Below are 21,243 nucleotides of genomic sequence, written 5' to 3'. Positions count from 1 at the left end.
TCTGTCACTTCTTCTTCCTGCGCCGGCGCCGGTCGCCGGCGATCTTGCGCGTCACCGCGGTAACGGCTGCACCGAGCAGGGTGCTGGCCAGGCCGACGAGCAGTGCCCGGCCCTCCTGCGGCGAACGGCCCTGCTGCTTGCGCTTCTTCTTGTTCCTCGGTGACATGTGCGCTCCTTTCCGGATGCGGCCTGCTCGCGATGGCAGGCCGGCATGCGTCAATGTCCCTTGATGGTAGCGCCTGGCCCTGACGATCCGTCCAGCTGACCGCACCTGCGGCCCGAATGCACTGCAGGCCCGGAACCTCAGCGGTTCCGGGCCTGCGATGCTCAGCGTGACGCTGCAGGACGCTCAGCGACTCACTTCTCGTCGTCTGTCTTCTCGACGTCCTCGGCCTTCGCGGCATCCTCAGACTGCTCGGCGGCTTCCTGTGCCTCGTCGTCCTGGGCACCGGAGGTGACATCCTCTTCGACCTCGGGGGTCTCGTCGTCACCGGCGGTGTCCTCGGCCTTGGTGTCCTCGGCCTTGGGCTCATCGGCAGCGGCGGCCTTGGTGGTCTCCTCGGCCTCCTTCACCGTGGCCTGCTTGGGCGAGTAGGCCTCGAGCACGAGCTCGATGACGGCCATCGGGGCGTTGTCGCCCTTGCGCGGACCGATCTTGGTGATGCGGGTGTAGCCGCCCGGACGCTCGGCGACAGCCGGAGCGATCGAGGTGAACAGCTCGTGGACGACGGACTTGTCGCCGATCTGCTGCATGACGCGGCGGCGAGCAGCCAGGTCACCACGCTTGGCGAAGGTGATGAGGCGCTCGGCGACCGGACGCAGGCGCTTGGCCTTCGTCACCGTCGTGGTGATGGACTTGTTCTCGAAGAGCTGGGACGCCATGTTGTTCAGCATCGCCCGCTCGTGCGCCGGGGAGCCGCCGAGGCGGTTGCCCTTGGTAGGCGTAGGCATTGTTTATCTCCTTGAAATCTCTGTTCGGTCAGCCGCTCAGTACTGCTCGTCGTCGACGTAGCTCATCTGTTCGCCAGCCTCGCCGTAGCCCGCCGGGCTGTCCTTGAGGCTGAGTCCGAGCTCGTTGAGCTTGGCCTTGACTTCGTCGATGGACTTCGAACCGAAGTTGCGGATGTCCATGAGGTCTGCTTCGCTGCGGGCGACCAGTTCTCCGACGGTGTGGATGCCTTCGCGCTTGAGGCAGTTGTAGGACCGGACCGTGAGGTCGAGGTCCTCGATCGCCAGAGCGAGATCGGCGGCCAGGGCAGCGTCCACCGGCGAGGGGCCGATGTCGATGCCTTCGGCTTCGACGTTGAGCTCGCGGGCCAGGCCGAAGAGCTCGATGAGGGTCTTGCCGGCCGAGGCGACCGCGTCGCGCGGGGCGATCGACGGCTTCGTCTCGACATCGACGATGAGACGGTCGAAGTCGGTGCGCTGTTCGACACGGGTGGCTTCGACCTTGTAGGTGACCTTGAGCACCGGCGAGTAGATCGAGTCGACCGGGATCCGGCCGATCTCGGCGTCGGCGTTCTTGTTCTGCGCAGCAGACACGTAGCCGCGACCGCGCTCGATGGTCAGCTCCATGTCGAGGCGGCCGTCTTCGTTGAGCGTGGCGATGTAGAGCTCGGGGTTGTGGATCTCCACACCGGCCGGGGCCGAGATGTCCTCAGCGGTGACCGTGCCCGGGCCCTGCTTGCGCAGGTAGGCCACGACCGGCTCGTCGAACTCCGAGGACACGACGAGGGACTTGAGGTTGAGGATGAATTCGGTGACATCCTCCTTCACTCCGGGCACCGTGGTGAACTCGTGCAGCACGCCATCGACGCGGATGCTCGTAACCGAGGCACCGGGGATGGACGAGAGCAGGGTTCGACGCAGCGAGTTGCCGAGGGTGTATCCGAAACCGGGCTCGAGCGGCTCGATGACGAAGCGCGATCGATTGGCTGATACAGCCTCTTCCGTGAGCGTGGGGCGCTGTGCAATGAGCACGTGGGCTTCCTTTCAGCGAGCATCCGCTATATGACGCTCGCATGCACTAGTTGAGTAAGTCAGTACTCGTAACGCTTGCGGGTGGTGGACAGTGCGTCCGGTCCCCCGTGCCCGAGGCGGGCTCACCTGCCAGCAGGCGGCCCGCCTCGGGAGCGGGGAACCGGAGAGGCTCAGCCGCGACGGCGCTTCGGCGGGCGGCAGCCGTTGTGCGGCGTTGGGGTGACGTCCTGGATGGTGCCCAGCTCGAGGCCGGCGGCCTGGAGCGAGCGGATCGCGGTCTCGCGTCCCGAACCCGGGCCCTTGACGAAGACGTCGACCTTCTTCAGGCCCATCTCCATGGCGCGGCGGGCAGCGGACTCAGCGGCCATCTGCGCGGCGTACGGGGTCGACTTGCGCGATCCCTTGAATCCGACCTCACCGGCGGAAGCCCAGGAGATCACAGCTCCTGTGGGGTCGGTGATCGAGACGATCGTGTTGTTGAACGTGGACTTGATGTGGGCCTGGCCGTTGACGATGTTCTTCTTATCGCGACGACGCGGCTTGCGCACTGCTCCTGCGCGTGACTTGGGAGGCATAGATCTCAAACTCCTGATCGAGGGTGTTCGGTGAAAGCGGGATTACTTCTTCTTACCGGCGACCGTGCGCTTCGGGCCCTTGCGGGTGCGAGCGTTGGTCTTGGTGCGCTGACCGCGCACCGGCAGGCCGCGGCGGTGGCGCAGGCCTTCATAGCAGCCGATCTCAACCTTGCGGCGGATGTCTGCGGCCACTTCGCGGCGCAGGTCGCCTTCCACCTTGAACGTTCCCTCGATGTAGTCGCGCAGCTGCACGAGCTCATCATCGCTGAGGTCCTTGACGCGGGTGTGCGGGTTGATCCCGGTCTCGGTCAGGGTCTGGCTCGCACGAGTGCGGCCCACACCATAGATGTATGTCAGGGCGACTTCCACGCGCTTCTCACGCGGGAGGTCGACTCCGGCAAGACGTGCCATAAGTTCTTACTCCGTATTTTCGTTTCGAAGGTGCTTGCTCAGACCTGTCCCGAGATGTCCCGGGTCCCCGGCCTCCGAACCGGGGGTGTCGTCCTGCTGCCTGTCAGGCTGGGCCTGGCCTGCCGCAGGGGGCGAGGTCTGCTTGGGTGTGGTGCTCGCAGCTGCATCTAGCAGGAGCGAACGGGAGTCTGCGTTAAGTGAGCGATCAGCCCTGGCGCTGCTTGTGGCGCGGGTTGTCGCAGATCACCATGACGCGGCTGTGACGCCGAATCACCTTGCACTTCTCGCAGACCTTCTTGACGCTGGGGTGAACCTTCATCGTGAGTCCTTCTTGCTGACTGCGAAAACCCCAGGAGGCTTCCTGGGGGCGACGCAGAGTAGCGGTCGAAAAGATCTGTTACTTGTACCGGTAGACGATGCGACCGCGGGACAGGTCGTAGGGAGAGAGCTCCACCACGACGCGATCCTCGGGGAGAATGCGGATGTAGTGCTGGCGCATCTTTCCTGAGATGTGCGCCAGAACCTTGTGGCCGTTGGTCAGCTCCACCCGGAACGAGGCGTTCGGGAGTGCTTCGACAACGGTTCCTTCGATCTCAATGACCCCTTCTTTTTTGGCCATATCGTTCGTCAACCCCATTTTCCCGCAGACATGCTGCGTTCGTTCGTGTCTCAGGCCCGCTTCGGCTGCCCGGGTGGGGCCTGATTCGACCGGCAGTCCTGACCCGGAGTGTCCGGTTCCGCACGGCTCACCGGATGGGCTAAGCTACCCGGAGAAAGACGGAACTGGCATGTCCAGAGGTCACAGACCAATCCACTACTCTACACGAAACCGTGTGTTCGTGCCACTCATTTCTGCGCCTGCGACTGCGCCCTTCCTCACGCCCGCCGATGCCGGCGCGCTCAATGCCGAACTGTCCGGCGAACCGGATTCCCGCTTCACACCTCTCCCCCGCCTGCTGCGCCGGGCCGGGTTCTATCACCACCGCGCCGCGCGCGCTGTGGAGGCGCTCATCCCCGCATCCGCGCCCGAGGCGGCAGCCGCCCTGGCAGCGCTGCCCGCCTTGGAGCCCCGCGCCCGTGGTTCCCAGGCTCTCGACGTCGGCGTCGAGGTGCCCACCGATGAAACCGGCTCGGTGATCGAGACGCCTGTCGAGGTGCAGCAGGGCAGGCTGGGCGACTGCTGGTTCATCGCAGCCCTCGCCGCCTGTGAGCACACCCAGCCAGGTTTCACCGCCTCACTCATCGAGTCGCTGCCCAATGGGCTCATCCAGGTGCGACTGCACACCGGGCTACGAGCACGGGCGGTGACGATCTCCCCGTTCGTGCCCGCCCGACACCGCACCGGGGACTCCCGGGGACGGGCGAATCTCGCCAGCCTTGTCGAGAAGGCCGCCGCTGTCACCTTCGGGCGCGGCAGCTACACCGGGATCGAGCACGGGTTCGCCGGCAACGCCTTCTATCTGCTCACCGGCCAGGTCACCCCGGCCCGCCCGGTGCCCCGGCTGGCCACCGTACGGTCCTGGCTGGATGCCGGCCGGCCGGTGGTGGCCTCGACGCTGCTGCGCTGGAAGCCGGCCAGGCTCATCCCACGTGAGGATGATCCCGCCCGGCAGATCGCTGTCATGAACGGGCACGTCTACGTTGTCTGCGGCATAGCTCGGGTCGATGAGGACGGCCGGCAGCTGCCGGACGGTGCAGGCCCGCTGCGCATCCATCTGCGCAATCCGCTCGGCGGCGCCGACCCGCGACCGGGCTCACGCCATCCGCGGCGCACCGACCTGTACCTGTCGGAGGCGCAGTTCCGGCGGATCTTCCTGTCGGTCAACGTTGGGCCGATACTCACCGACGCCTGACAACGGCGCTGTTCCCCTGCTGCGGGGCTCACGCGCCCGGCCGATTCCAGACACGCCACAGGGGCGGCCTCCGAAGAGACCGCCCCTGTGGATCGCTCACTGTGAACTGTGCGGTTCAGGTGTCAGCTGGTCACTCAGCTGTCCGAGGAGACTCGGCGCGACTTGTACAGTGCTGCGGAACCGCCGCCGATGAGGGCGAGGATGAGGAGCAGGTACGGCATGATCTCAGCACCGGTGCGCGGAAGCTTGCCGTCCTTGTCGGCATTCTTGTCGCGGCCGTCGTCCTTCTTGCCCTTGCCGTCGTCGTCCGATCCCTTGTCGTCCTTGTCGGTGTCGCCACCGCCGTTGGAGTCATCGTCGTCATCGCCCTTGGGCTTGTCATCGCTCATGACCTCGAGGAAGTCGGTGGCGACGACATCGCCGGCGGCGTTGACGAGGGTGACCTCGTACTTGCCGGGCTTGGCGTCCTCCGGGACGGTGAACTGACCGGCGGCGTTGCCGCCGTTGTCCATCGTGCCCTCAGCGACCTTCTTGCCGTCGAAGGCGACGGAGTAGTCATCGACATCGTCCTGGTGCTCAGCGGTGTAGAGCAGCTTCTCACCAGCGTGTGCCTTGTCAGTCGAGATCGAGAAGCCAGACGAGCGGAACGTCTCGACCTTGCACTGGGTCGTGAGCGTCACGTCGTTGCCGCGATCATCCTTGACGGTGTCGGGCTTGTCGAGCTTCTTGCCGTAGTCGCCGTCCTCAGGTACGTCACCGTTGATAAGGAAGTCGTTGACGGTGTCGTCGACACAGGTCATGTTCGGGTCGCGCTTCATGTACGAGGTGTGCGAAGCTCCCGAGGCCGACAGCAGGGTGCCGTCGATGACGCGGGCGAGCTTGACCCCTGCCGGGTACGGGGTGGCCGAGTCATGCGTCGTCGAGACGACGAGGATGTTCGGCACCTTCGTCAGCTTCTCCGGCGCGGGCAGGGTGCCCTTGAACTGCCAGAAGTCGCAGTAGTCGTACTCACCCGGGGTCTTCGACGAACGCTGGAACGGAGCGGCCTTGTCGTAGCGCTCGGCGAAGTCACGTGCCTTCTCGATGTCGGGCATGTCACCGTAGCTGTTGGCGTCCGTGCAGCGGATGTTGGTGAACGCCTGGAGCATCGGCGCGTAGTGGCCGTTCTCGTCGCGGTCGTTGTAGCTGTCGGCCAGCTGCATGAGCATGCCGGCGGTCTCACCCTGCTTGAGCTCGGCAAGGCCGTAGGCCAGCTGCGGCCACAGCGTCTCGGAGTACAGCGCCTGGAAGACACCGGTGCGGCCGTCAGCGAAGGAGACCATCCGGTCGTCGTTCGGCTGGCCGGTCGGCAGCGGCTTGGACTCAAGCGTCTGCAGCAGCTTGGCGTTCGCATCGGTGAGCTGATCGACGTCCTCGACTCCATCACCGAGTGCACAGCTGAAGGTCTCGTCAGCGATCGGGCTGTCACCGAAGACATCCGGCCACAGTTCGCCCCAGGTCTTCTTCTGCGCGCCCTTGGCGGTGCAGTCCTTGGCGAACTGCTCGAAGGTGTTCTGGAAGCCAGCACCCTGGTTGATGGTCTTGTCTTCGTCATCAGCCGGGTCGTCGCCGCCATTCTGCATGAACTTATCGGAGGCGGCGTTGATCGCCTTCATCGCAGCAAGTTCATCGACCTTGCCGGGGTCGACGACGCCGTCGAGGACGAGGCGCCCGACGTTGGGCTGGAACTTCTGCGAGTAGACGTAGCCGAGGCGGGTGCCGTAGGAGAAGCCGATGAAGTTGAGCTTCTCATCGCCGAATGCCGAGCGCATGAGGTCCATGTCACCCACAGCGTCCCAGGTGCCCAGGTGCTGCATGAGCTTCTTCTGCCCGCCCTCACCGAGGTCGAAGGCCTTGCCGGTGTTCTCGAAGCAGTCATTGGCGAAACGCTCGGTCTGCTCCTTGAGTGCGCCTTCGACTTCCTCGCGGGTGTCCTTGCCGTGCGGGTTGGACTCGCGGTCCTTGTCGATCTGCTCGTCAGAGGAGCACTGCGAGAACGGCATCGAGGTGCCGGTGCCGCGCGGGTCGAATCCGAGCATGTCGTATTCGGCTGCCAGGTCGGGCTCGTAGAGCGCGCCAGCGACCGAGAGGGTCATGCCGGAGCCGCCCGGGCCGCCCGGATTCCACAGCACGGTGCCGCGCGGGTTCTTGTTCTCGACGAACGTGCCGTTCTCGACCTTGCCGGCCTTGACCTTCATGACCGAGACGGCGATGTTGCCTGCGCTCGGGTCCTCGGCGTCGATCGGCATGATGACGTAACCGCACTCAGGGGCGCGGCCGATCCGCTGCTCGAAGTTGGGGTGGCCAAGCTTCTCGCAGTTCTCGGCCGAGAGGTTGAGCGCCTGGCCGTAATGCTTCTCCAGGCCCTTCGGGACGTTTCCGGTGCTCTTTCCACCGGCGGCCGGCTCGGGGATCTCGTAGGTGCCGTCGCCGTCTTCGTCGAACAGCTCCTTGGCCAGCTCGGGGTAGTACTTGTCGAGGCCGTCTTCGCGCTCGGTCGTGAGGTCCTTGCCCTCCGGGTCGTTGGACTCAGGGTTGTCACCGGCCTCGGGCGCCTCTGCGCCTTCCTTCTCCTCGACGGTGAAGGTCTTGTCGGAGTTCATGAGGTTTTCGTCGCCGCCGGTGATCGCGTAGGTGCCCGGTGCGAGGTCCTCGACTTCGAGGGTTTCCTCTGCCGTCCCGTCTTCCCCGATCGTGACGTCAGTGTCGGTGCCTTCGACGATTTCGTTGTTCTGGGCGTGTTTGAGCCTGAGGGTGAGGACATCGCCGGCGTCGCCCTTGACGGTGACGGGGATCTCGAGGGTCTCTGCCTCGGCCATCGTCGTCTCGCCGGTGTAGGCGATGGTGAGCTTGTCGACCATGTCGGTGGGGTTCGTCGTCGATTCGGGGGCCGTCTGGGGCGCGCTCTCCGCCGGCTGCGACGGTGCAGCGAGGACAGAGGTGCCGAATCCAAGGGTCATCGCCAGAGTCACAGTCGTAGCGACGCCGGCGGTGCGCATTCTGCGCAGCGCCGGCGGTGTCTGTCTTGAATCAGTCATACCCGAGAGCCTACTGCGAAAAGTGTGCGATTTGTGACCTTTCTCTCATACTTTTTGGAGGTGCGGACATCGCCGCTGGTCAGCGACTCGATCTATGACGAAAGTAGTAGTGTTTTCCGCGCATCTGGGGACGGACTCCACGGCTGGAGTCCGCGTTTTCGGCACGTGCGCAGTCAGCGCTAGGCTGGATGCTGGCAATGACGCCGAAGAGAGGACAGATCAGGTGAAGGAATACACGCCCGCGGAGCTCGTCGACCGCGGATCGGTCAAGTGGACGACATTCCCCGGAACGCTCGGGGCGTTCATCGCCGAGGCCGACTTCGGCACGGCACCCTGTGTGCACGATGCGCTCGAGGAGCTGACCGCCAAGGAGCTCTTCACCTACGCTCCCCAGGCGATGCACGCTGAAGCCCGTCAGGCCACCGCTGAGTTCCACGCCCGCCGCTACGGCTGGGACATCTCCCCCAGCGACATCGACTTCGCACCCGATGTCCTCTCGGCACTCCTGGCCACCCTCGATCTGTTCGCGCCGCCGGAGGCCCCGGTCGTCCTGCTGACGCCGGCATACATGCCGTTCTTCATCGCCCCGGCCACGCGCGGCCGCCTGGTGCGCGAGGTGCCGCTCATCCGCACGGCCGACGCCTGGGAGATCGACTTCGACGCCCTCGACGCCGCTCTCGAACCCGGTGCCGTGTTCCTGCACTGCAATCCGCACAACCCGGTCGGCAAGGTCTACACGCGTGCTGAGCACGAGCGGATCGCTGAGCTCATCGAGAAGAACGACGCGCGCGTGTTCTCCGATGAGATCCATGCCCCGCTCGTCTTCGACGGCCTGCAGCACGTTCCCTACGCCACCGTGTCCGAGGCGGCGGGCCGGCACACGATCACCGCAACCTCGTGCTCGAAGGCCTTCAACATCCCCGGGCTCAAATGCGCGCAGGTGCTCTTCACCAACCCCGAGGACCGGGATGTCTACCGGGATCGGGCGCGCTTCGTCTCCGGTGCCGCAGCGAACCCGGGACTGGTGGCCACGACAGCGGCCTACCGCGACGGTGACGAATGGCTCGGCCGGTTCATCGACTACCTCGACGGCAACCGCAAGCTCATGGCCGAGCTGGTGGACACGCATCTGCCGAAGGCGTCTTACCTTGTGCCGCAGGGCACCTACATCGCGTGGCTCGACCTGCGCGCCTACGACATCGGCGAGGACGCTGCAGCATTCCTGCGCGAGCACGCGAAGGTCGCGCTGACCAACGGCCAGGAGTGCGGCCGTGTGGGTGCTGGCTGCGTGCGCGTGAACATGGCGACGACCGCCGCGATCCTCACCGAGATTGTCGAACGGGTTGCGAAGGCCTGTCAGCCGCGCTGATCGGCTCACCCCACGGCACGTATTCGATGAGGTCAGCGCCCGACGCCTGCTGGGCCGCCTTCTGGCAGTCGGCTAAGTAGCGTCGGCCGAAGACGTCGAGGAGCTGGCTCATGAGTGCGCCGAGCTCCTGCTCGGGGCGCGGACCATCGACGAGCTCGGCAGGCAGGTGGGGCAGCTGCATGAACTCGCTCGATGCGCGGTAGAAGACATCGAAGTAGCGGTTGCCGGAGCACGCCTCGTCGCCGACGACCTTGGCGACGTCTCCGCGCAGCTCTCCGATGCGCTTCCACATATCGGCGAGGTCGAACGCGATCGCCGCCATCCGGCGCGCCTCTGACAGATCCGCCGGCGTCACCCGCCCGGTGATCATCCAGCTGTCCGGGCTCGCCTCACCAGTGGTGCCGAGGACGAAGTCCGCGCTGTCGGACAGGCCGATGAGCACACCGGGACGCAGCAGATGGAACTCCCCGTACCGAGCTGCGTAGAGCAGCCGGTCCCGCAGTCCGCGTTCGGTCTCTGGAATCGAGTAGAAGATCGCATAGAAGTACCCGTCTTAGGCCGGTGTTTCGGCACAGCCGCGGATCGAGTTGAATCGACGGGCGATCGCCGGAGCCAGCCGGTAGACGGCGTGGCGGCCGGCCCGTTCGGCCGTGAGCACGCCGCGCTCAAGCAGCCGGGTGACCTGGTTGCGGACGTTCGATGCCGTCCAGCCGCGCTCTGTAAGTACAGCAGTGATCACAGTGCCGGGCCCGGCTGCAGCGCTGAGGCTGCCGAACACCGACACCACATCGAATCCTGCTCGGGTCACGCGATAACGCTCATGCGCCACAGTTCTGCTCCGATTCGGGACGTCTTAGCCACTGAGCTTTCCCTCACCCTACGGTGGAATCACAGATGTTTCGGGTATTTGAGGAGAAGAATCGGCATGGTGACGGTCAATCCCAAAGCACAGACAGCGATGTACAAGTCTCAGCACGCCGCGAGCATGGCGATCATGGCCACGTCGATCACGCTGGTGATCACGTTCGCGATCTTCATGATCATCGGATACGGCATCGAGCAGACGGTGTTCTGGATGCTCGGCCTGGGACTGCTGACATTCGGCGGCACGTACCTCGGCACCTATGTCGGCGGCGGAGTTGTCGACAAGTCAGCACCGGCTGCAGACGAGCAGGCTGCTGCGCGGCGTCCCGCAGCCGGCTGAGCGGTGCAGCTAGCCGGTCACGTCGGCCAGCCGGTCATGTCGGCCAGCTGGTGATGCCTCACGGCGGCGCCGGTCTCAGTCCTCCAGCGGCACCGGGGTGATGCCGTAGGGCGCCAGTCCCGCTGCTCCCCCGTCGGGTGCGGTGAGCACCCAGATGCCCTTCGAGTGCCGGGCGACGGCGTGCTCCCAGTGCGAGGCGTGCGAGCCGTCCTTCGTCACGACGGTCCAGTCGTCGTCCAGCACCTCGGTGGCAGCAGAACCGGCGGTGAGCATCGGCTCGATGCACAGCACGAGTCCGGGCTTGATCTTGGGGCCGAGCTGCTTGGCTGCGTAGTTGAGCACTTCGGGCTCCATGTGCATCTGGGATCCGATGCCGTGGCCGGTGTACTCCATGATGAGACCGAAGCCACGCGAGCGCTGTGTGCCGAGCGATTCGCTCAGGGCGGCTGCGCTGCCGAGATCGTCGACGGTCTCCTCGATCGCGGCACCGATCTCCCCGACGCGGGCGGCAGTGGCAAAGGCGGCGATGCCTGCCCACATGGATGCCTCGGTGACCCGGGAGAGCTCCCGGTCCTCGGCACTGGCAGCCTCTTCGCCGCCGACGAAGACCGTCATCGCAGAGTCGCCGTGGAATCCGCCGACGATCGCGCCCCCATCGATCGAGACGATGTCGCCGGCTTCGAGCACCCGGCCGCCGGGGATGCCGTGGACGATCTCCTCATTGACCGACACGCACAGCGTGCCGGGGAAGCCGTGATAACCCTTGAAGTTCGAGCGCGCGCCGGCCTCGGCGATCGCGCGGGCACCGGCGGCGTCGACATCGGCGGTGGTGGCACCGGGCACACACGCCGCACGGGCGGCCTCCAGGGCCGCCCGTGTGACGAGACCAGCCTTGCGCATGGTCTTGATCTGTGCCGGGGTCTTGAGCTCCAGGCGCGGTCCGAACATCAGGTGTCGATGGCCTTGATGATGCGGTCGGTGATGGCGTCGACTTCGCCGAGTCCGTCGACCTGGCGCAGCAGGCCGCGCTCAGCGTAGATGTCAGTCAGCGGCTGGGTCTGCTCGGCGTAGACATCGAGGCGATGGCGGATGACGTCTTCGGTGTCGTCACTGCGGCCCTGCAGCTGGGCGCGGGCGAGCAGACGCTCGACGACCTCGTCGGTGTCGGCGGTGAGCTCGACGACGTGGTCGAGCTTCTCCCCCATGCCCTCGAGGATGCGGTCGAGTTCGGCGACCTGCGCCTCGGTGCGCGGGTAGCCGTCGAGCAGGAAGCCGGCCTGCGCATCATCCTGTCCGAGACGGTCCTGGACCATCGAGTTGGTGACCTCGTCGGGCACGTACTCGCCAGCGTCCATGTACCGCTTGGCGGTCTTGCCGAGTTCGGTCTCTCCGGCGACGTTGGCGCGGAAGATGTCACCGGTCGAGATCGCCGGGATGCCGAGCTTCTCGCTCAGCTTGGCGGCCTGGGTGCCTTTGCCGGCACCGGGCGGGCCGATGAGGATGATGCGTACGCTCATGTGCTTCCTTTCATAGGAGTGTGCCCCCATTCTACGACCGGCCAGCCGGCCGGTCCGGCGGCGGGGCACCTGGGCGCCCACCGCCTCGGGCACGGCAGCCCGGGCGGGCGCCGCAGCCCCGGCGATCAGCGCAGGAGGCCCTCGTAGTGGCGCTGCTGCATCTGCGAGTCGATCTGCTTGACCGTCTCGAGGCCGACGCCCACGACGATGAGGATCGAGGTGCCGCCGAACGGGAAGTCCTGGTTCGCGCCGATGAGGACAAGCGCGATGAGCGGGATCATCGCGATGACCGCAAGGTAGAGCGAACCGGGGAAGGTGATGCGGGTGAGCACGTAGCTGAGGTAGCGCTCAGTCGGCTTGCCGGCGCGGATGCCGGGGATGAAGCCGCCGTACTTCTTCATGTTGTCGGCGACCTCTTCGGGGTTGAAGGTGATCGCGACGTAGAAGTAGGCGAAGAAGATGGTGAGCAGGAAGTAGATCGCCATGTACAGCGGGTGGTCACCGGAGGTGAAGTACTTGTTGATCCACTGCACCCACGACGACTCCGGGTCGCCGAACTGGGAGATGAGGCTCGGCAGGTACAGCACCGAGGAGGCGAAGATGACCGGGATGACGCCGGCCTGGTTGACCTTGATCGGGATGTAGGTGGAGGTGCCGCCGAACATGCGGCGGCCGACCATGCGCTTGGCGTACTGGACCGGGATGCGGCGCTGGGACTGCTCGACGAAGACGACGAGGGTGACGATCGCCAGGCCGACGAGCAGCACGATGGCGAAGATGTCGATGCCTTGGGTGCGCAGGATGCCGCCGAAGGAGGCCGGGAAGCCGGCGGCCACGGCAGTGAAGATCATGAGCGACATGCCGTTGCCGACACCGCGCTCGGTGATCTGCTCACCCATCCACATGATGAGGCCGGTGCCGGCGGTCAGAGTGAGCACGATGATGCCGATGCCCCACCAGGTGTCGTTGACGATGAGGTTCTGGCAGGCTGCGACGTCGCCGAAGAGTGCGCCGGAGCGCACGGTCGTCACGAGTGTCGTGGCGTTGAGCAGGCCGAGGCCGATCGTCATGTAGCGGGTGTACTGGGTCAGTTTGGCCTGGCCGGAGGCGCCTTCCTTGTGGAGGGCCTCGAAGCGTGGGATGACGACGCGCAGCAGCTGGGTGATGATGCTGGCGGTGATGTAGGGCATGATGCCCAGCGCGAAGATCGACAGCTGCAGCAGCGCGCCGCCGCTGAAGAGGTTGATGAGCCCGAAGGCGCCCTGCGTCATCTGCGGGGAGGCAACGCATTCCTGCACCTGCCCGTAGTCGATGCCGGGGGCCGGGATGAAGACGCCGATGCGGTAGAGCACAACGATGCCGAGAGTGAAGAGGAGTTTGTTCCTCAGATCGGGCGTTTTGAAAGCCCGCCCAATTGCGCCGAGCAAGCGTCCTCCTGGGGATCTTCACCTCGGGCAGGCAGGCAGCGGTGGCTGCTCACGGGCCCGAGAATACGTTCAAGTCATTTAGTACCTGACCGACCTTATCAGGACTCGCCTGCCAGAGAGCAATCGGAAAGCGAGAATTTCGGCGCGGAGACAGGGCTCGGCTGCCGTGGTCGGAGACGACAAGAGGGAGGCCCGCACGGGGCGGACCTCCCTCTTCATCTCAGAGCGTGGCTCTTCAGACGGTGAGGACGGATCCTCAGCGCGTCGTGGTCGAGCCGCCGGCCGCTGCGATCTTCTCGGCTGCAGAGCCGGAGAACTTGTCAGCGGTGATGTTCACGGCCACGGAGATCTCTCCGGTGCCGAGCACCTTGACCGGCTGGTTGGCGCGCACTGCGCCCTTGGCGACGAGGTCTTCAACCGTCACGTCTCCGCCGTTGGGGAAGAGCGACGACAGCTTGTCGAGATTGACAACCTGGTAGTGAACCTTGTTCGGGTTCTTGAAGCCGCGCAGCTTCGGCAGGCGCATGTGCAGCGGGGTCTGTCCACCTTCGAAGCCGTGCGGCACCTGGTAGCGGGCCTTGGTGCCCTTGGTGCCGCGACCGGCGGTCTTGCCCTTCGACGCCTCACCGCGACCCACGCGGGTCTTGGCGGTGTTGGAGCCGGGAGCAGGACGCAGATGGTGGAGCTTGAGTGCCTTCTCATCTGCCATTTCAGTCCACCTCTTCACATGTGACCAGGTGGCGCACGGTGTTGACCATGCCGCGGACTTCCGGGCTGTCCTCACGCGTGACAGAATCGTTGATCCGCTTGAGACCGAGGGTCCGCAGCGTATCGCGCTGGTTCTGCTTGCCACCGATTGTCGATTTGACCTGGGTAATCTTCAGCTGTGCCATTACGCGTTCGCCCCGCTTTCAGCAGCCCGCAGCATGGCGTGCGGTGCAACTTCGTCGACCGGGAGTCCGCGGCGTGCTGCCACTTCCTCAGGACGCTCGAGGCCCTTGAGGGCTGCGATGGCCGCGTGCACGATGTTGATCGCGTTGGCCGAGCCCAGGGACTTCGAGAGGATGTCGTGGATGCCTGCGCAGTCGAGGACGGCGCGGACCGGACCACCGGCGATCACACCGGTACCCGGTGCGGCCGGACGCAGGAGGACGACGCCAGCGGCGTCTTCGCCCTGCACCGGGTGCGGGATGGTCTTCTGGATGCGCGGGACGCGGAAGAAGTTCTTCTTCGCCTCCTCGACACCCTTGGCAATGGCCGCGGGAACTTCCTTCGCCTTGCCGTAGCCCATGCCGACCATGCCGTCACCGTCGCCGACGACGACGAGAGCGGTGAACGAGAAACGACGTCCGCCCTTGACGACCTTCGACACACGGTTGATGGTCACGACGTGCTCGATGAACTGGTTCTTGTCGTCACGGTCTCCACGACCGCCGCGACGTCCGCCGCCTTCACCGCGACCACGACCGCGGCCACGGCCGCGCTGATCGTCCTGCTTCGGGGCGTTCTCGGTGCTGGTGACCTGCTGGTCCTTGTTCTCTTCAGTGCTCACAGGGACAGTCCTCCTTCACGGGCACCCTCGGCGATCGCTGCCACGCGACCGTGGTAGGCGTTGCCGCCACGGTCGAACACGACAGCCTCGATACCGGCTGCTTTCGCACGCTCGGCGACGAGTTCGCCAACCTTGCGAGCCTTTGCGGTCTTGTCGTCGCTCGATGCGCGCAGATCGGCTTCCATGGTCGAGGCCGAGGCGAGCGTCTTGCCGACGGAGTCGTCGACGACCTGGACGAACATGTGCCGCGACGAACGGTTCACGACGAGGCGCGGACGTTCGGCGGTGCCGGAGATGTGCTTGCGCAGGCGAGCGTGGCGGCGGGCACGAGCGGCAGCCTTGCCCTTGCCGTAGCTCTTCTTCATTCCGAAGGCCATGATTACTTACCAGCCTTTCCAACCTTGCGGCGAATCTGTTCGCCGGCGTAGCGCACGCCCTTGCCCTTGTAGGGCTCCGGCTTGCGCAGCTTGCGGATGTTCGCTGCGGTCTCTCCGACGAGCTGCTTGTCGATGCCGGTGACGGTCACCTTGTTCGATCCCTCGACCTGGAAGGTGATGCCCTCCGGCGGTTCGAAGGTGATCGTGTGGCTGTAGCCGAGGGAGAACTCGAGGTTCTGGCCCTTGGCCTGCACACGGTAACCGGTGCCGACGATCTCGAGCTGCTTGGAGTAGCCCTCGGTGACGCCGATGATCTGATTGTTGATCAGGGTGCGGGTCAGGCCGTGCAGGGCACGGGACTCGCGCTCATCGTTGGGGCGCTCGACGGTCAGCGTGCCGTCGTCGAGCTTCACCGAGATAGGCTCCGGGATGGTGACCGAGAGGTTGCCCTTCGGTCCCTTGACGTCGAGCTCGGGGCCGTTGATGTTGACCTCAACACCAGACGGAACGGAGATCGGCTGCTTGCCAATACGTGACATTGCTTGCTCTCCTTCCCTTACCAGACGTAGGCGAGGACTTCTCCGCCCACGCCCTTCTTTGCGGCTTGCTTGTCAGTGAGCAGACCCGAGGAGGTCGACAGGATCGCGATGCCCAGACCACCGAGGACCTTCGGGAGGTTGGTGGACTTGGCGTAGACCCGCAGACCCGGCTTCGAGATGCGGCGCAGACCGGCGATCGAACGCTCACGGTTCGGACCGAACTTCAGGTCGAGCATGAGCTTCTTGCCGACCTCGGCGTCTTCGACGCTCCAGTCTGCGATGAAGCCCTCTGCCTTGAGGATCTCGGCGATGCTGGACTTCAGCTTGCTGTACGGCATGCTGACATCCTCGTGATACGCCGAGTTGGCGTTGCGCAGACGCGTAAGCATGTCTGCGACGGGATCAGTCATTGTCATGTGGGCTTCTGCCCTTCCTCGTTGCGGTTTCCTGCCGGGTGTCCGGCCGGACCTGCAACGTAGTGCTTAGTTGGTCTTGAACGGGAAGCCGAGGTGGCGGAGCAGCGCACGGCCTTCGTCGTCGGTCTTGGCGGTGGTGACAACCGTGATGTCCATGCCGCGCACGCGGTCGATGGCATCCTGGTTGATCTCGTGGAACATCGACTGCTCGGTCAGGCCGAACGTGTAGTTGCCGTTGCCGTCGAACTGGCGGTCCGAGAGCCCGCGGAAGTCGCGGATACGCGGCAGAGCCAGCGAGACGACGCGGTCGAGGAACTCCCACATGCGGGCGCCGCGCATGGTGACGTGTGCGCCGATGGGCTGTCCTTCACGCAGCTTGAACTGGGCGATCGACTTCTTGGCCTTCGTCACGACCGGCTTCTGACCGGTGATGAGGGTCAGGTCGCGGATCGCGCCTTCGATGAGCTTCGAGTCACGGGCGGCGTCTCCGACACCCATGTTGACGACGACCTTGGTCAGCGTCGGAACCTGCATCGGGTTGGCGTAGCCGAACTCGTCCTGCAGCTTTGCCACGATCTCTTCGCGGTAGACCTGCTTGAGACGCGGCAGGGGACGGTTCTGCACAGTGGTGTCAGTCATCAGATGTCCTCCCCGGTCCGGCGCGAGATGCGGACCCGCACGGTGCGCTTGCGACCATCGCGGTCAACGACCTCTTCGCGGTATCCCACGCGAGTCGGCTTGTTGTCCGTCGGGTCGACGAGCATGACGTTGGAAATGTGGATCGGCGCTTCGTGGATCTCGATGCCGCCGGCGGTTGCGCCCGAGGCGGTCTGTCCGGCGCGCTTGTGCTTGCTCACGCGGTTGACGCCTTCGACGAGGACACGGTTGGTGTCCGGGAAGACAGCCAGAACCTTGCCCTGCTTGCCGCGGTCGCCCCCGCGCTCCTGACGAGCACCCGAGATGACCTGGACGAGGTCGCCCTTCTTGATCTTGAGCTTGTTCGCCATACTCACAGCACCTCCGGAGCGAGCGAGATGATCTTCATGAACTTCTTGTCGCGCAGCTCGCGACCGACCGGTCCGAAGATACGGGTTCCACGGGGCTCGCCGTCGGTCTTGAGGATGACAGCTGCGTTCTCGTCGAACGAAATGTACGAGCCGTCGTTGCGACGGCGTTCCTTGCGGGTGCGGACGATGACGGCCTTGACCACATCGCCCTTCTTGACGTTGCCACCGGGAATAGCGTCCTTGACGGTGGCGACGATGGTGTCGCCGATTCCGGCGTAACGTCGACCTGAACCGCCGAGAATCCGGATGGCCAGGATCTCCTTGGCACCGGTGTTGTCGGCGACTTTGAGTCGCGACTCCTGCTGGATCACTTGTTCTCTCCTGTCGTCGCGTCGGTTCTCACCGATCTGATGAGCCTGACGGAACGTCTGTTTACTTGATGTCCGCCCCAAGCCCGGTGGCCGCCGCGGATAAGGCGGGACCGGGAGGGTGATGGGGCTTCAGCTGAGCTGGACGCCCGCCGAGGCACCGGGTAAACCGGTGCCTCGACGAGCAAACCACACCATCTTACTTGGCGCGCTCGATGATTTCAACGAGACGCCAGCGCTTGGTGGCTGACAGCGGACGGGTCTCGGCAATGCGGACGAGGTCGCCGATGCCGGCGGTGTTGTCCTCGTCGTGTGCCTTGAGCTTGCTCGTCGTGCGCATGATCTTGCCGTAGAGGCGGTGCATCTTGCGGTCTTCGACCTCGACGACGATGGTCTTGTTCATCTTGTCCGAAACGACGTAGCCGCGAGCGGTCTTGCGCGACCCGCGTTCCGGAGCGGCTTCAGCCTGTGCCGGCTGAGTCTTCTGCTCGGCCATTACTTATCCTCTTCCTTGGCAGCTGCCGGGTTCGAGCGGATCTCGAGCTCGCGCTCACGCAACACGGTGTAGATCCGTGCGATGTCGCGCCGGACAGCCTTGAGGCGTCCGTGGCTTTCGAGCTGACCAGTGGCGGACTGGAACCGGAGGTTGAACAGTTCGGCCTTGGCCTTCTTCAGTTCTTCGACAAGACGGTCATTGTCGAAGCCGTCGAGGGCGTCCATGTTGAGTTCCTTGGAACCGATCGCCATTGTCATTCACCACCTTCACGCGACACGATGCGAGCCTTGAGCGGAAGCTTGTGGATGGCCAGGCGCAGGGCCTCGCGTGCCACTTCTTCCGAAACGCCGGCGATCTCAAACATGATGCGACCCGGCTTGACGTTTGCAACCCACCACTCCGGCGAGCCCTTACCGGAACCCATACGGGTTTCGGCCGGCTTCTTGGTCAGCGGGCGGTCCGGGTAGATGTTGATCCAGACCTTGCCGCCACGCTTGATGTGACGGGTCATGGCGATACGCGCAGCCTCGATCTGACGGTTGGTGACGTAGGCCGGCTCGAGAGCCTGGATGCCGTAGTCACCGAACGCCACGGTCGTGCCGCCGGTCGCCAGTCCACGCCGCTTGGGGTGGTGCTGCTTGCGGTATTTCACTCGGCGAGGGATCAGCATGATCAGCCCTCCGATCCGGCCTGTGCAGCCGGAGCTGCGTCGGCAGTGTTGTCGTTCTTCTTCTGCTGGGCGTCGTTGCGACGTTCGCCGCCGCGACCGCGACCGCCGCGTCCACCGCGACCGCCGCGTCCACCGCGTCCTCCGCGGGGGCTCGGCTGTGCAGCTTCCTGTGCGGCGAGCTCCTTGTCGGTCATGTCGCCCTTGTAGATCCAGACCTTCACGCCGATGCGGCCGAAGGTGGTGTGCGCTTCGTACAGGCCGAAGTCGATGTTCGCGCGCAGGGTGTGCAGCGGCACACGGCCTTCGCGGTAGAACTCCGAACGGCTCATCTCAGCACCGCCGAGGCGGCCCGAGCACTGCACGCGGATGCCCTTGGCGCCAGCGCGCTGTGCCGACTGGATCGCCTTGCGCATTGCGCGGCGGAAGGCCACGCGGCTGGCGAGCTGCTCGGCAACACCCTGGGCGACGAGCTGTGCGTCGATCTCGGGGTTCTTGACCTCGAGGATGTTGAGCTGGATCTGCTTGCCGGTCAGCTTCTCGAGCTTGCCGCGGATGCGGTCGGCTTCCGCGCCGCGACGCCCGATGACGATGCCCGGGCGGGCGGTGTGGATGTCGACGCGCACACGGTCGCGGGTGCGCTCGATGTTGACCTTCGAGATGCCGGCGCGCTCGAGTCCATCGGAGAGCATCGCGCGGATCTTGACGTCTTCACCGACGTAGTCCTTGTAGCGCTGACCCGGCTTGGTCGAGTCGGCGAACCACTTGGACTTGTGGTCGGTGGTGATTCCGAGACGGAATCCATTGGGATTGATCTTCTGGCCCATCAGCGGTCTTCCTTCCGTCCGTCAGCGCTGGCGTCATCACCGGATGCGAGCACCACGGTGATGTGGCTGGTGCGCTTGTTGATGCGACCGGCGCGCCCCTGGGCACGCGGGCGGAACCGCTTCATGATCGGTCCTTCATCTACGAATGCTTCGGAGATGACCAGGTCGTCTTCGTTGAAGGCCTCACCGAGCTTGTCTGCCTTGACACGCGCATTGGCGATGCCGGAGGAGACCAGCTTGTAGATCGGTTCGGAGGCCGACTGCTCTGCAAACTTCAGCACCGCGAGGGCTTCGGTCGCCTGCTGACCACGAATGAGGTCAACGACGCGACGAGCCTTCTGAGGCGTGACACGCAGGTAGCGTGCTTTCGCCGTGGCTTCCATCGTTTCCTTCTTTCTCTCTGCCGATCGTCAGGCAGCGCCTCAGCGGCGCTTGCCCTTCCGATCGTCCTTGTCGTGGCCGCGGAACGTCCGCGTCGGGGCGAATTCGCCGAGCTTGTGCCCGACCATGGATTCGGTGATGAACACCGGAACGTGCTTGCGTCCGTCGTGCACGGCGATCGTGTGTCCCAGGAAGTCCGGGATGATCATCGAGCGACGGGACCACGTCTTGATGACGTTCTTGGTGCCCTTTTCGTTCTGAGCATCAACCTTCTTGAAGAGGTGCTCGTCAACGAAGGGGCCCTTTTTCAGACTACGAGGCATGTTTCAGGCTCCCTATCAACGCTTCTTGCCGGTACGGCGGCGACGCACGATGAGCTTGTCGCTTTCCTTGTTGGGGCGGCGGGTACGGCCTTCCGGCTGACCCCACGGGCTGACCGGGTGACGGCCACCGGAGGTCTTGCCCTCGCCACCACCATGCGGGTGGTCCACCGGGTTCATGACGACACCGCGGACGGTCGGGCGCTTGCCCTTCCACCGCATACGGCCGGCCTTGCCCCAGCTGATGTTGGACTGCTCGGCGTTGCCGACCTCGCCGACCGTGGCACGGCAGCGGGCGTCGACGTTGCGGATTTCGCCCGACGGCATACGCAGCTGAGCGTAGGGGCCGTACTTGGCGACGAGCTGAACCGATGCGCCGGCGGAGCGGGCGATCTTCGCACCGCCGCCCGGACGCAGCTCGACTGCGTGGACCACGGTACCGACCGGGATGTTGCGCAGTGCGAGGTTGTTGCCCGGCTTGATGTCAGCCGACGGTCCGGCTTCGATGCGGTCGTTCTGCTTGAGCTTGTCCGGGGCGATGATGTAGCGCTTCTCCCCGTCTGCGTAGTGCAGCAGCGCGATGCGAGCCGTGCGGTTCGGATCGTATTCGATGTGCGCAACACGTGCCGGCACGCCGTCCTTGTCATGGCGACGGAAGTCGATGACACGGTACTGGCGCTTGTGGCCTCCGCCCTGGTGGCGGGTCGTGATGCGTCCCTGGCTGTTGCGTCCGCCCTTCTTGGGCAGCGGACGCAGAAGCGACTTCTCCGGCGTAGACCGGGTCACTTCTACAAAGTCGGCGACCGATGAGCCGCGGCGGCCCGGGGTCGTCGGCTTGTGCTTACGGATTCCCATGAGTCTCTATCCTTCTTCAGGTCTG

32 protein-coding genes are annotated in these 21,243 nt (G+C 65.0%); 3 read left to right on the top strand and 29 right to left on the bottom strand.

Annotated features, from left to right (window positions below):
• Nucleotides 1–4 precede the first annotated feature (4 nt).
• The 7 genes from HLA91_RS02020 to infA form a co-directional block, all read right to left on the bottom strand.
• Nucleotides 5–166 (bottom strand): hypothetical protein, encoded by a 162-nt coding sequence (locus HLA91_RS02020; protein WP_170273294.1) that lies wholly within the window; start codon nucleotides 164–166, stop codon nucleotides 5–7.
• A gap of 191 nt (nucleotides 167–357) precedes the next feature.
• Nucleotides 358–951 (bottom strand): 50S ribosomal protein L17, encoded by a 594-nt coding sequence (gene rplQ, locus HLA91_RS02015; RefSeq protein WP_170273293.1) that lies wholly within the window; start codon nucleotides 949–951, stop codon nucleotides 358–360.
• Nucleotides 952–987: 36 nt separating this feature from the next.
• Nucleotides 988–1,980, bottom strand: coding sequence for a DNA-directed RNA polymerase subunit alpha (locus HLA91_RS02010; RefSeq protein WP_170273292.1), 993 nt, complete (start codon nucleotides 1,978–1,980; stop codon nucleotides 988–990).
• A 170-nt stretch (nucleotides 1,981–2,150) separates the two neighbouring features.
• Nucleotides 2,151–2,555, bottom strand: coding sequence for a 30S ribosomal protein S11 (gene rpsK / locus HLA91_RS02005; RefSeq protein ID WP_102161537.1), 405 nt, complete (start codon nucleotides 2,553–2,555; stop codon nucleotides 2,151–2,153).
• A 42-nt stretch (nucleotides 2,556–2,597) separates the two neighbouring features.
• Nucleotides 2,598–2,966, bottom strand: coding sequence for a 30S ribosomal protein S13 (gene rpsM, locus HLA91_RS02000; RefSeq protein ID WP_102161535.1), 369 nt, complete (start codon nucleotides 2,964–2,966; stop codon nucleotides 2,598–2,600).
• A gap of 205 nt (nucleotides 2,967–3,171) precedes the next feature.
• The gene (gene rpmJ / locus HLA91_RS01995; protein ID WP_102161533.1) at nucleotides 3,172–3,285 is read right to left on the bottom strand and encodes a 50S ribosomal protein L36; all 114 of its coding nucleotides are present in this window, start codon (nucleotides 3,283–3,285) and stop codon (nucleotides 3,172–3,174) included.
• 78 nt (nucleotides 3,286–3,363) lie between these two features.
• Complete coding sequence (infA, locus tag HLA91_RS01990; RefSeq protein ID WP_019159374.1) at nucleotides 3,364–3,585, bottom strand: translation initiation factor IF-1; 222 nt, start codon at nucleotides 3,583–3,585, stop codon at nucleotides 3,364–3,366.
• A 220-nt stretch (nucleotides 3,586–3,805) separates the two neighbouring features.
• On the opposite strand from infA, the gene HLA91_RS01985 reads away from it, so the two are divergent.
• Nucleotides 3,806–4,819: a C2 family cysteine protease gene (locus HLA91_RS01985; RefSeq protein WP_170273291.1), complete on the top strand. Its 1,014-nt coding sequence runs from the start codon at nucleotides 3,806–3,808 to the stop codon at nucleotides 4,817–4,819.
• A gap of 134 nt (nucleotides 4,820–4,953) precedes the next feature.
• Here HLA91_RS01985 and HLA91_RS01980 read toward each other — a convergent pair whose 3' ends face one another.
• A complete protein-coding gene (locus HLA91_RS01980) occupies nucleotides 4,954–7,896 on the bottom strand; it encodes an alpha/beta hydrolase (protein ID WP_239557010.1) in 2,943 nt (980 codons plus the stop codon).
• A gap of 223 nt (nucleotides 7,897–8,119) precedes the next feature.
• Here HLA91_RS01980 and HLA91_RS01975 point away from each other — a divergent pair, with 223 nt between their 5' ends.
• Nucleotides 8,120–9,265, top strand: coding sequence for a MalY/PatB family protein (locus tag HLA91_RS01975; RefSeq protein WP_338076718.1), 1,146 nt, complete (start codon nucleotides 8,120–8,122; stop codon nucleotides 9,263–9,265).
• Here HLA91_RS01975 and HLA91_RS01970 read toward each other — a convergent pair.
• Nucleotides 9,219–9,707: a hypothetical protein gene (locus tag HLA91_RS01970; protein ID WP_170273289.1), complete on the bottom strand. Its 489-nt coding sequence runs from the start codon at nucleotides 9,705–9,707 to the stop codon at nucleotides 9,219–9,221. The two genes, HLA91_RS01975 and HLA91_RS01970, sit on opposite strands and share 47 nt — an antisense overlap.
• A 111-nt stretch (nucleotides 9,708–9,818) precedes the next feature.
• The gene (locus HLA91_RS01965) at nucleotides 9,819–10,073 is read right to left on the bottom strand and encodes a BlaI/MecI/CopY family transcriptional regulator (RefSeq protein ID WP_170273288.1); all 255 of its coding nucleotides are present in this window, start codon (nucleotides 10,071–10,073) and stop codon (nucleotides 9,819–9,821) included.
• A 120-nt stretch (nucleotides 10,074–10,193) separates the two neighbouring features.
• On the opposite strand from HLA91_RS01965, the gene HLA91_RS01960 reads away from it, so the two are divergent.
• Complete coding sequence (locus HLA91_RS01960) at nucleotides 10,194–10,469, top strand: hypothetical protein (protein WP_170273287.1); 276 nt, start codon at nucleotides 10,194–10,196, stop codon at nucleotides 10,467–10,469.
• A gap of 75 nt (nucleotides 10,470–10,544) precedes the next feature.
• Here the strand turns inward: HLA91_RS01960 and map are convergent, their stop codons facing one another.
• The 19 genes from map to rplB all read right to left on the bottom strand — a co-directional run bounded on the left by map (nucleotide 10,545) and on the right by rplB (nucleotide 21,218).
• Nucleotides 10,545–11,417 carry a type I methionyl aminopeptidase gene (gene map, locus HLA91_RS01955; RefSeq protein ID WP_102161523.1) on the bottom strand — a complete coding sequence of 291 codons (873 nt, stop codon included), beginning with the start codon at nucleotides 11,415–11,417 and terminating at the stop codon, nucleotides 10,545–10,547.
• Entirely contained in the window at nucleotides 11,417–11,986 is a 570-nt protein-coding gene (locus HLA91_RS01950; protein ID WP_170273286.1) for an adenylate kinase, read from the bottom strand. Before HLA91_RS01950 ends, map begins: the two co-directional genes overlap by 1 nt.
• A gap of 125 nt (nucleotides 11,987–12,111) precedes the next feature.
• Complete coding sequence (gene secY / locus HLA91_RS01945; RefSeq protein ID WP_170273285.1) at nucleotides 12,112–13,413, bottom strand: preprotein translocase subunit SecY; 1,302 nt, start codon at nucleotides 13,411–13,413, stop codon at nucleotides 12,112–12,114.
• A 256-nt stretch (nucleotides 13,414–13,669) separates the two neighbouring features.
• Nucleotides 13,670–14,122, bottom strand: a complete 453-nt coding sequence (rplO, locus tag HLA91_RS01940; protein WP_102161519.1) for a 50S ribosomal protein L15 — start codon at nucleotides 14,120–14,122, stop codon at nucleotides 13,670–13,672.
• Between the two features lies 1 nt (nucleotide 14,123).
• Entirely contained in the window at nucleotides 14,124–14,306 is a 183-nt protein-coding gene (gene rpmD, locus HLA91_RS01935) for a 50S ribosomal protein L30 (protein WP_102161517.1), read from the bottom strand.
• Nucleotides 14,306–14,965 (bottom strand): 30S ribosomal protein S5, encoded by a 660-nt coding sequence (gene rpsE, locus HLA91_RS01930; RefSeq protein WP_102161515.1) that lies wholly within the window; start codon nucleotides 14,963–14,965, stop codon nucleotides 14,306–14,308. Before rpsE ends, rpmD begins: the two co-directional genes overlap by 1 nt.
• Nucleotides 14,962–15,342: a 50S ribosomal protein L18 gene (rplR, locus tag HLA91_RS01925; RefSeq protein WP_102161513.1), complete on the bottom strand. Its 381-nt coding sequence runs from the start codon at nucleotides 15,340–15,342 to the stop codon at nucleotides 14,962–14,964. Before rplR ends, rpsE begins: the two co-directional genes overlap by 4 nt.
• A gap of 2 nt (nucleotides 15,343–15,344) precedes the next feature.
• Nucleotides 15,345–15,881, bottom strand: coding sequence for a 50S ribosomal protein L6 (rplF, locus tag HLA91_RS01920; RefSeq protein ID WP_170273284.1), 537 nt, complete (start codon nucleotides 15,879–15,881; stop codon nucleotides 15,345–15,347).
• A 17-nt stretch (nucleotides 15,882–15,898) separates the two neighbouring features.
• Entirely contained in the window at nucleotides 15,899–16,297 is a 399-nt protein-coding gene (rpsH, locus tag HLA91_RS01915; protein WP_102161510.1) for a 30S ribosomal protein S8, read from the bottom strand.
• A gap of 66 nt (nucleotides 16,298–16,363) precedes the next feature.
• Nucleotides 16,364–16,936: a 50S ribosomal protein L5 gene (rplE, locus tag HLA91_RS01910; protein ID WP_165884687.1), complete on the bottom strand. Its 573-nt coding sequence runs from the start codon at nucleotides 16,934–16,936 to the stop codon at nucleotides 16,364–16,366.
• Nucleotides 16,936–17,304, bottom strand: coding sequence for a 50S ribosomal protein L24 (gene rplX, locus HLA91_RS01905; protein WP_102161507.1), 369 nt, complete (start codon nucleotides 17,302–17,304; stop codon nucleotides 16,936–16,938). The genes rplE and rplX overlap by 1 nt, the downstream gene beginning before the upstream one ends.
• Before the next feature lie 2 nt (nucleotides 17,305–17,306).
• Nucleotides 17,307–17,675: a 50S ribosomal protein L14 gene (gene rplN, locus HLA91_RS01900; protein ID WP_102161506.1), complete on the bottom strand. Its 369-nt coding sequence runs from the start codon at nucleotides 17,673–17,675 to the stop codon at nucleotides 17,307–17,309.
• 196 nt (nucleotides 17,676–17,871) lie between these two features.
• Nucleotides 17,872–18,168, bottom strand: a complete 297-nt coding sequence (gene rpsQ, locus HLA91_RS01895; RefSeq protein ID WP_102161504.1) for a 30S ribosomal protein S17 — start codon at nucleotides 18,166–18,168, stop codon at nucleotides 17,872–17,874.
• Entirely contained in the window at nucleotides 18,168–18,419 is a 252-nt protein-coding gene (gene rpmC, locus HLA91_RS01890; RefSeq protein WP_102161503.1) for a 50S ribosomal protein L29, read from the bottom strand. Before rpmC ends, rpsQ begins: the two co-directional genes overlap by 1 nt.
• 2 nt (nucleotides 18,420–18,421) lie before the next feature.
• Nucleotides 18,422–18,838 carry a 50S ribosomal protein L16 gene (gene rplP, locus HLA91_RS01885; RefSeq protein WP_102161500.1) on the bottom strand — a complete coding sequence of 139 codons (417 nt, stop codon included), beginning with the start codon at nucleotides 18,836–18,838 and terminating at the stop codon, nucleotides 18,422–18,424.
• A gap of 2 nt (nucleotides 18,839–18,840) precedes the next feature.
• Nucleotides 18,841–19,662, bottom strand: coding sequence for a 30S ribosomal protein S3 (gene rpsC, locus HLA91_RS01880; protein ID WP_102161498.1), 822 nt, complete (start codon nucleotides 19,660–19,662; stop codon nucleotides 18,841–18,843).
• On the bottom strand, nucleotides 19,662–20,045 hold the full coding sequence (rplV, locus tag HLA91_RS01875) for a 50S ribosomal protein L22 (RefSeq protein WP_102161496.1): 384 nt from the start codon (nucleotides 20,043–20,045) through the stop codon (nucleotides 19,662–19,664). Before rplV ends, rpsC begins: the two co-directional genes overlap by 1 nt.
• 39 nt (nucleotides 20,046–20,084) lie before the next feature.
• Nucleotides 20,085–20,366, bottom strand: coding sequence for a 30S ribosomal protein S19 (rpsS, locus tag HLA91_RS01870; protein ID WP_102161493.1), 282 nt, complete (start codon nucleotides 20,364–20,366; stop codon nucleotides 20,085–20,087).
• Nucleotides 20,367–20,381: 15 nt separating this feature from the next.
• Nucleotides 20,382–21,218, bottom strand: a complete 837-nt coding sequence (gene rplB, locus HLA91_RS01865) for a 50S ribosomal protein L2 (protein WP_102161491.1) — start codon at nucleotides 21,216–21,218, stop codon at nucleotides 20,382–20,384.
• Nucleotides 21,219–21,243 lie beyond the last annotated feature (25 nt).

It is taken from the genome of Brevibacterium luteolum (assembly GCF_013004595.1).
Classification (GTDB): Bacteria; Actinomycetota; Actinomycetes; order Actinomycetales; family Brevibacteriaceae; genus Brevibacterium; species Brevibacterium luteolum.
The sequence above is the reverse complement of the archived record's forward strand: the minus strand, read 5'-3'. Positions and strand labels throughout refer to the sequence as shown.

What these genes read in the sequence shown, in the direction of transcription:
- rpsM (WP_102161535.1), bottom strand. Translation starts at nt 2,966, where the DNA reads ATGGCACGTCTTGCCGGAGTCGACCTCCCGCGTGAGAAGCGCGTGGAA.
- rpsS (WP_102161493.1), bottom strand. Translation starts at nt 20,366, where the DNA reads ATGCCTCGTAGTCTGAAAAAGGGCCCCTTCGTTGACGAGCACCTCTTC.
- rplF (WP_170273284.1), bottom strand. Translation starts at nt 15,881, where the DNA reads ATGTCACGTATTGGCAAGCAGCCGATCTCCGTTCCGTCTGGTGTTGAG.
- rplP (WP_102161500.1), bottom strand. Translation starts at nt 18,838, where the DNA reads ATGCTGATCCCTCGCCGAGTGAAATACCGCAAGCAGCACCACCCCAAG.
- rpmD (WP_102161517.1), bottom strand. Translation starts at nt 14,306, where the DNA reads ATGGCACAGCTGAAGATTACCCAGGTCAAATCGACAATCGGTGGCAAG.
- rplX (WP_102161507.1), bottom strand. Translation starts at nt 17,304, where the DNA reads ATGGCGAACAAGCTCAAGATCAAGAAGGGCGACCTCGTCCAGGTCATC.
- rpsH (WP_102161510.1), bottom strand. Translation starts at nt 16,297, where the DNA reads ATGACAATGACTGATCCCGTCGCAGACATGCTTACGCGTCTGCGCAAC.
- rpmJ (WP_102161533.1), bottom strand. Translation starts at nt 3,285, where the DNA reads ATGAAGGTTCACCCCAGCGTCAAGAAGGTCTGCGAGAAGTGCAAGGTG.
- HLA91_RS01950 (WP_170273286.1), bottom strand. Translation starts at nt 11,986, where the DNA reads ATGAGCGTACGCATCATCCTCATCGGCCCGCCCGGTGCCGGCAAAGGC.
- rplR (WP_102161513.1), bottom strand. Translation starts at nt 15,342, where the DNA reads ATGGCCTTCGGAATGAAGAAGAGCTACGGCAAGGGCAAGGCTGCCGCT.
- rpsC (WP_102161498.1), bottom strand. Translation starts at nt 19,662, where the DNA reads ATGGGCCAGAAGATCAATCCCAATGGATTCCGTCTCGGAATCACCACC.
- infA (WP_019159374.1), bottom strand. Translation starts at nt 3,585, where the DNA reads ATGGCCAAAAAAGAAGGGGTCATTGAGATCGAAGGAACCGTTGTCGAA.
- HLA91_RS01980 (WP_239557010.1), bottom strand. Translation starts at nt 7,896, where the DNA reads ATGACTGATTCAAGACAGACACCGCCGGCGCTGCGCAGAATGCGCACC.
- HLA91_RS02020 (WP_170273294.1), bottom strand. Translation starts at nt 166, where the DNA reads ATGTCACCGAGGAACAAGAAGAAGCGCAAGCAGCAGGGCCGTTCGCCG.
- rpsQ (WP_102161504.1), bottom strand. Translation starts at nt 18,168, where the DNA reads ATGGCCGAGCAGAAGACTCAGCCGGCACAGGCTGAAGCCGCTCCGGAA.
- rpmC (WP_102161503.1), bottom strand. Translation starts at nt 18,419, where the DNA reads ATGGCGATCGGTTCCAAGGAACTCAACATGGACGCCCTCGACGGCTTC.
- rplE (WP_165884687.1), bottom strand. Translation starts at nt 16,936, where the DNA reads ATGACTGACACCACTGTGCAGAACCGTCCCCTGCCGCGTCTCAAGCAG.
- map (WP_102161523.1), bottom strand. Translation starts at nt 11,417, where the DNA reads ATGTTCGGACCGCGCCTGGAGCTCAAGACCCCGGCACAGATCAAGACC.
- rpsK (WP_102161537.1), bottom strand. Translation starts at nt 2,555, where the DNA reads ATGCCTCCCAAGTCACGCGCAGGAGCAGTGCGCAAGCCGCGTCGTCGC.
- rplQ (WP_170273293.1), bottom strand. Translation starts at nt 951, where the DNA reads ATGCCTACGCCTACCAAGGGCAACCGCCTCGGCGGCTCCCCGGCGCAC.
- rplO (WP_102161519.1), bottom strand. Translation starts at nt 14,122, where the DNA reads ATGGCAGATGAGAAGGCACTCAAGCTCCACCATCTGCGTCCTGCTCCC.
- rplV (WP_102161496.1), bottom strand. Translation starts at nt 20,045, where the DNA reads ATGGAAGCCACGGCGAAAGCACGCTACCTGCGTGTCACGCCTCAGAAG.
- rplB (WP_102161491.1), bottom strand. Translation starts at nt 21,218, where the DNA reads ATGGGAATCCGTAAGCACAAGCCGACGACCCCGGGCCGCCGCGGCTCA.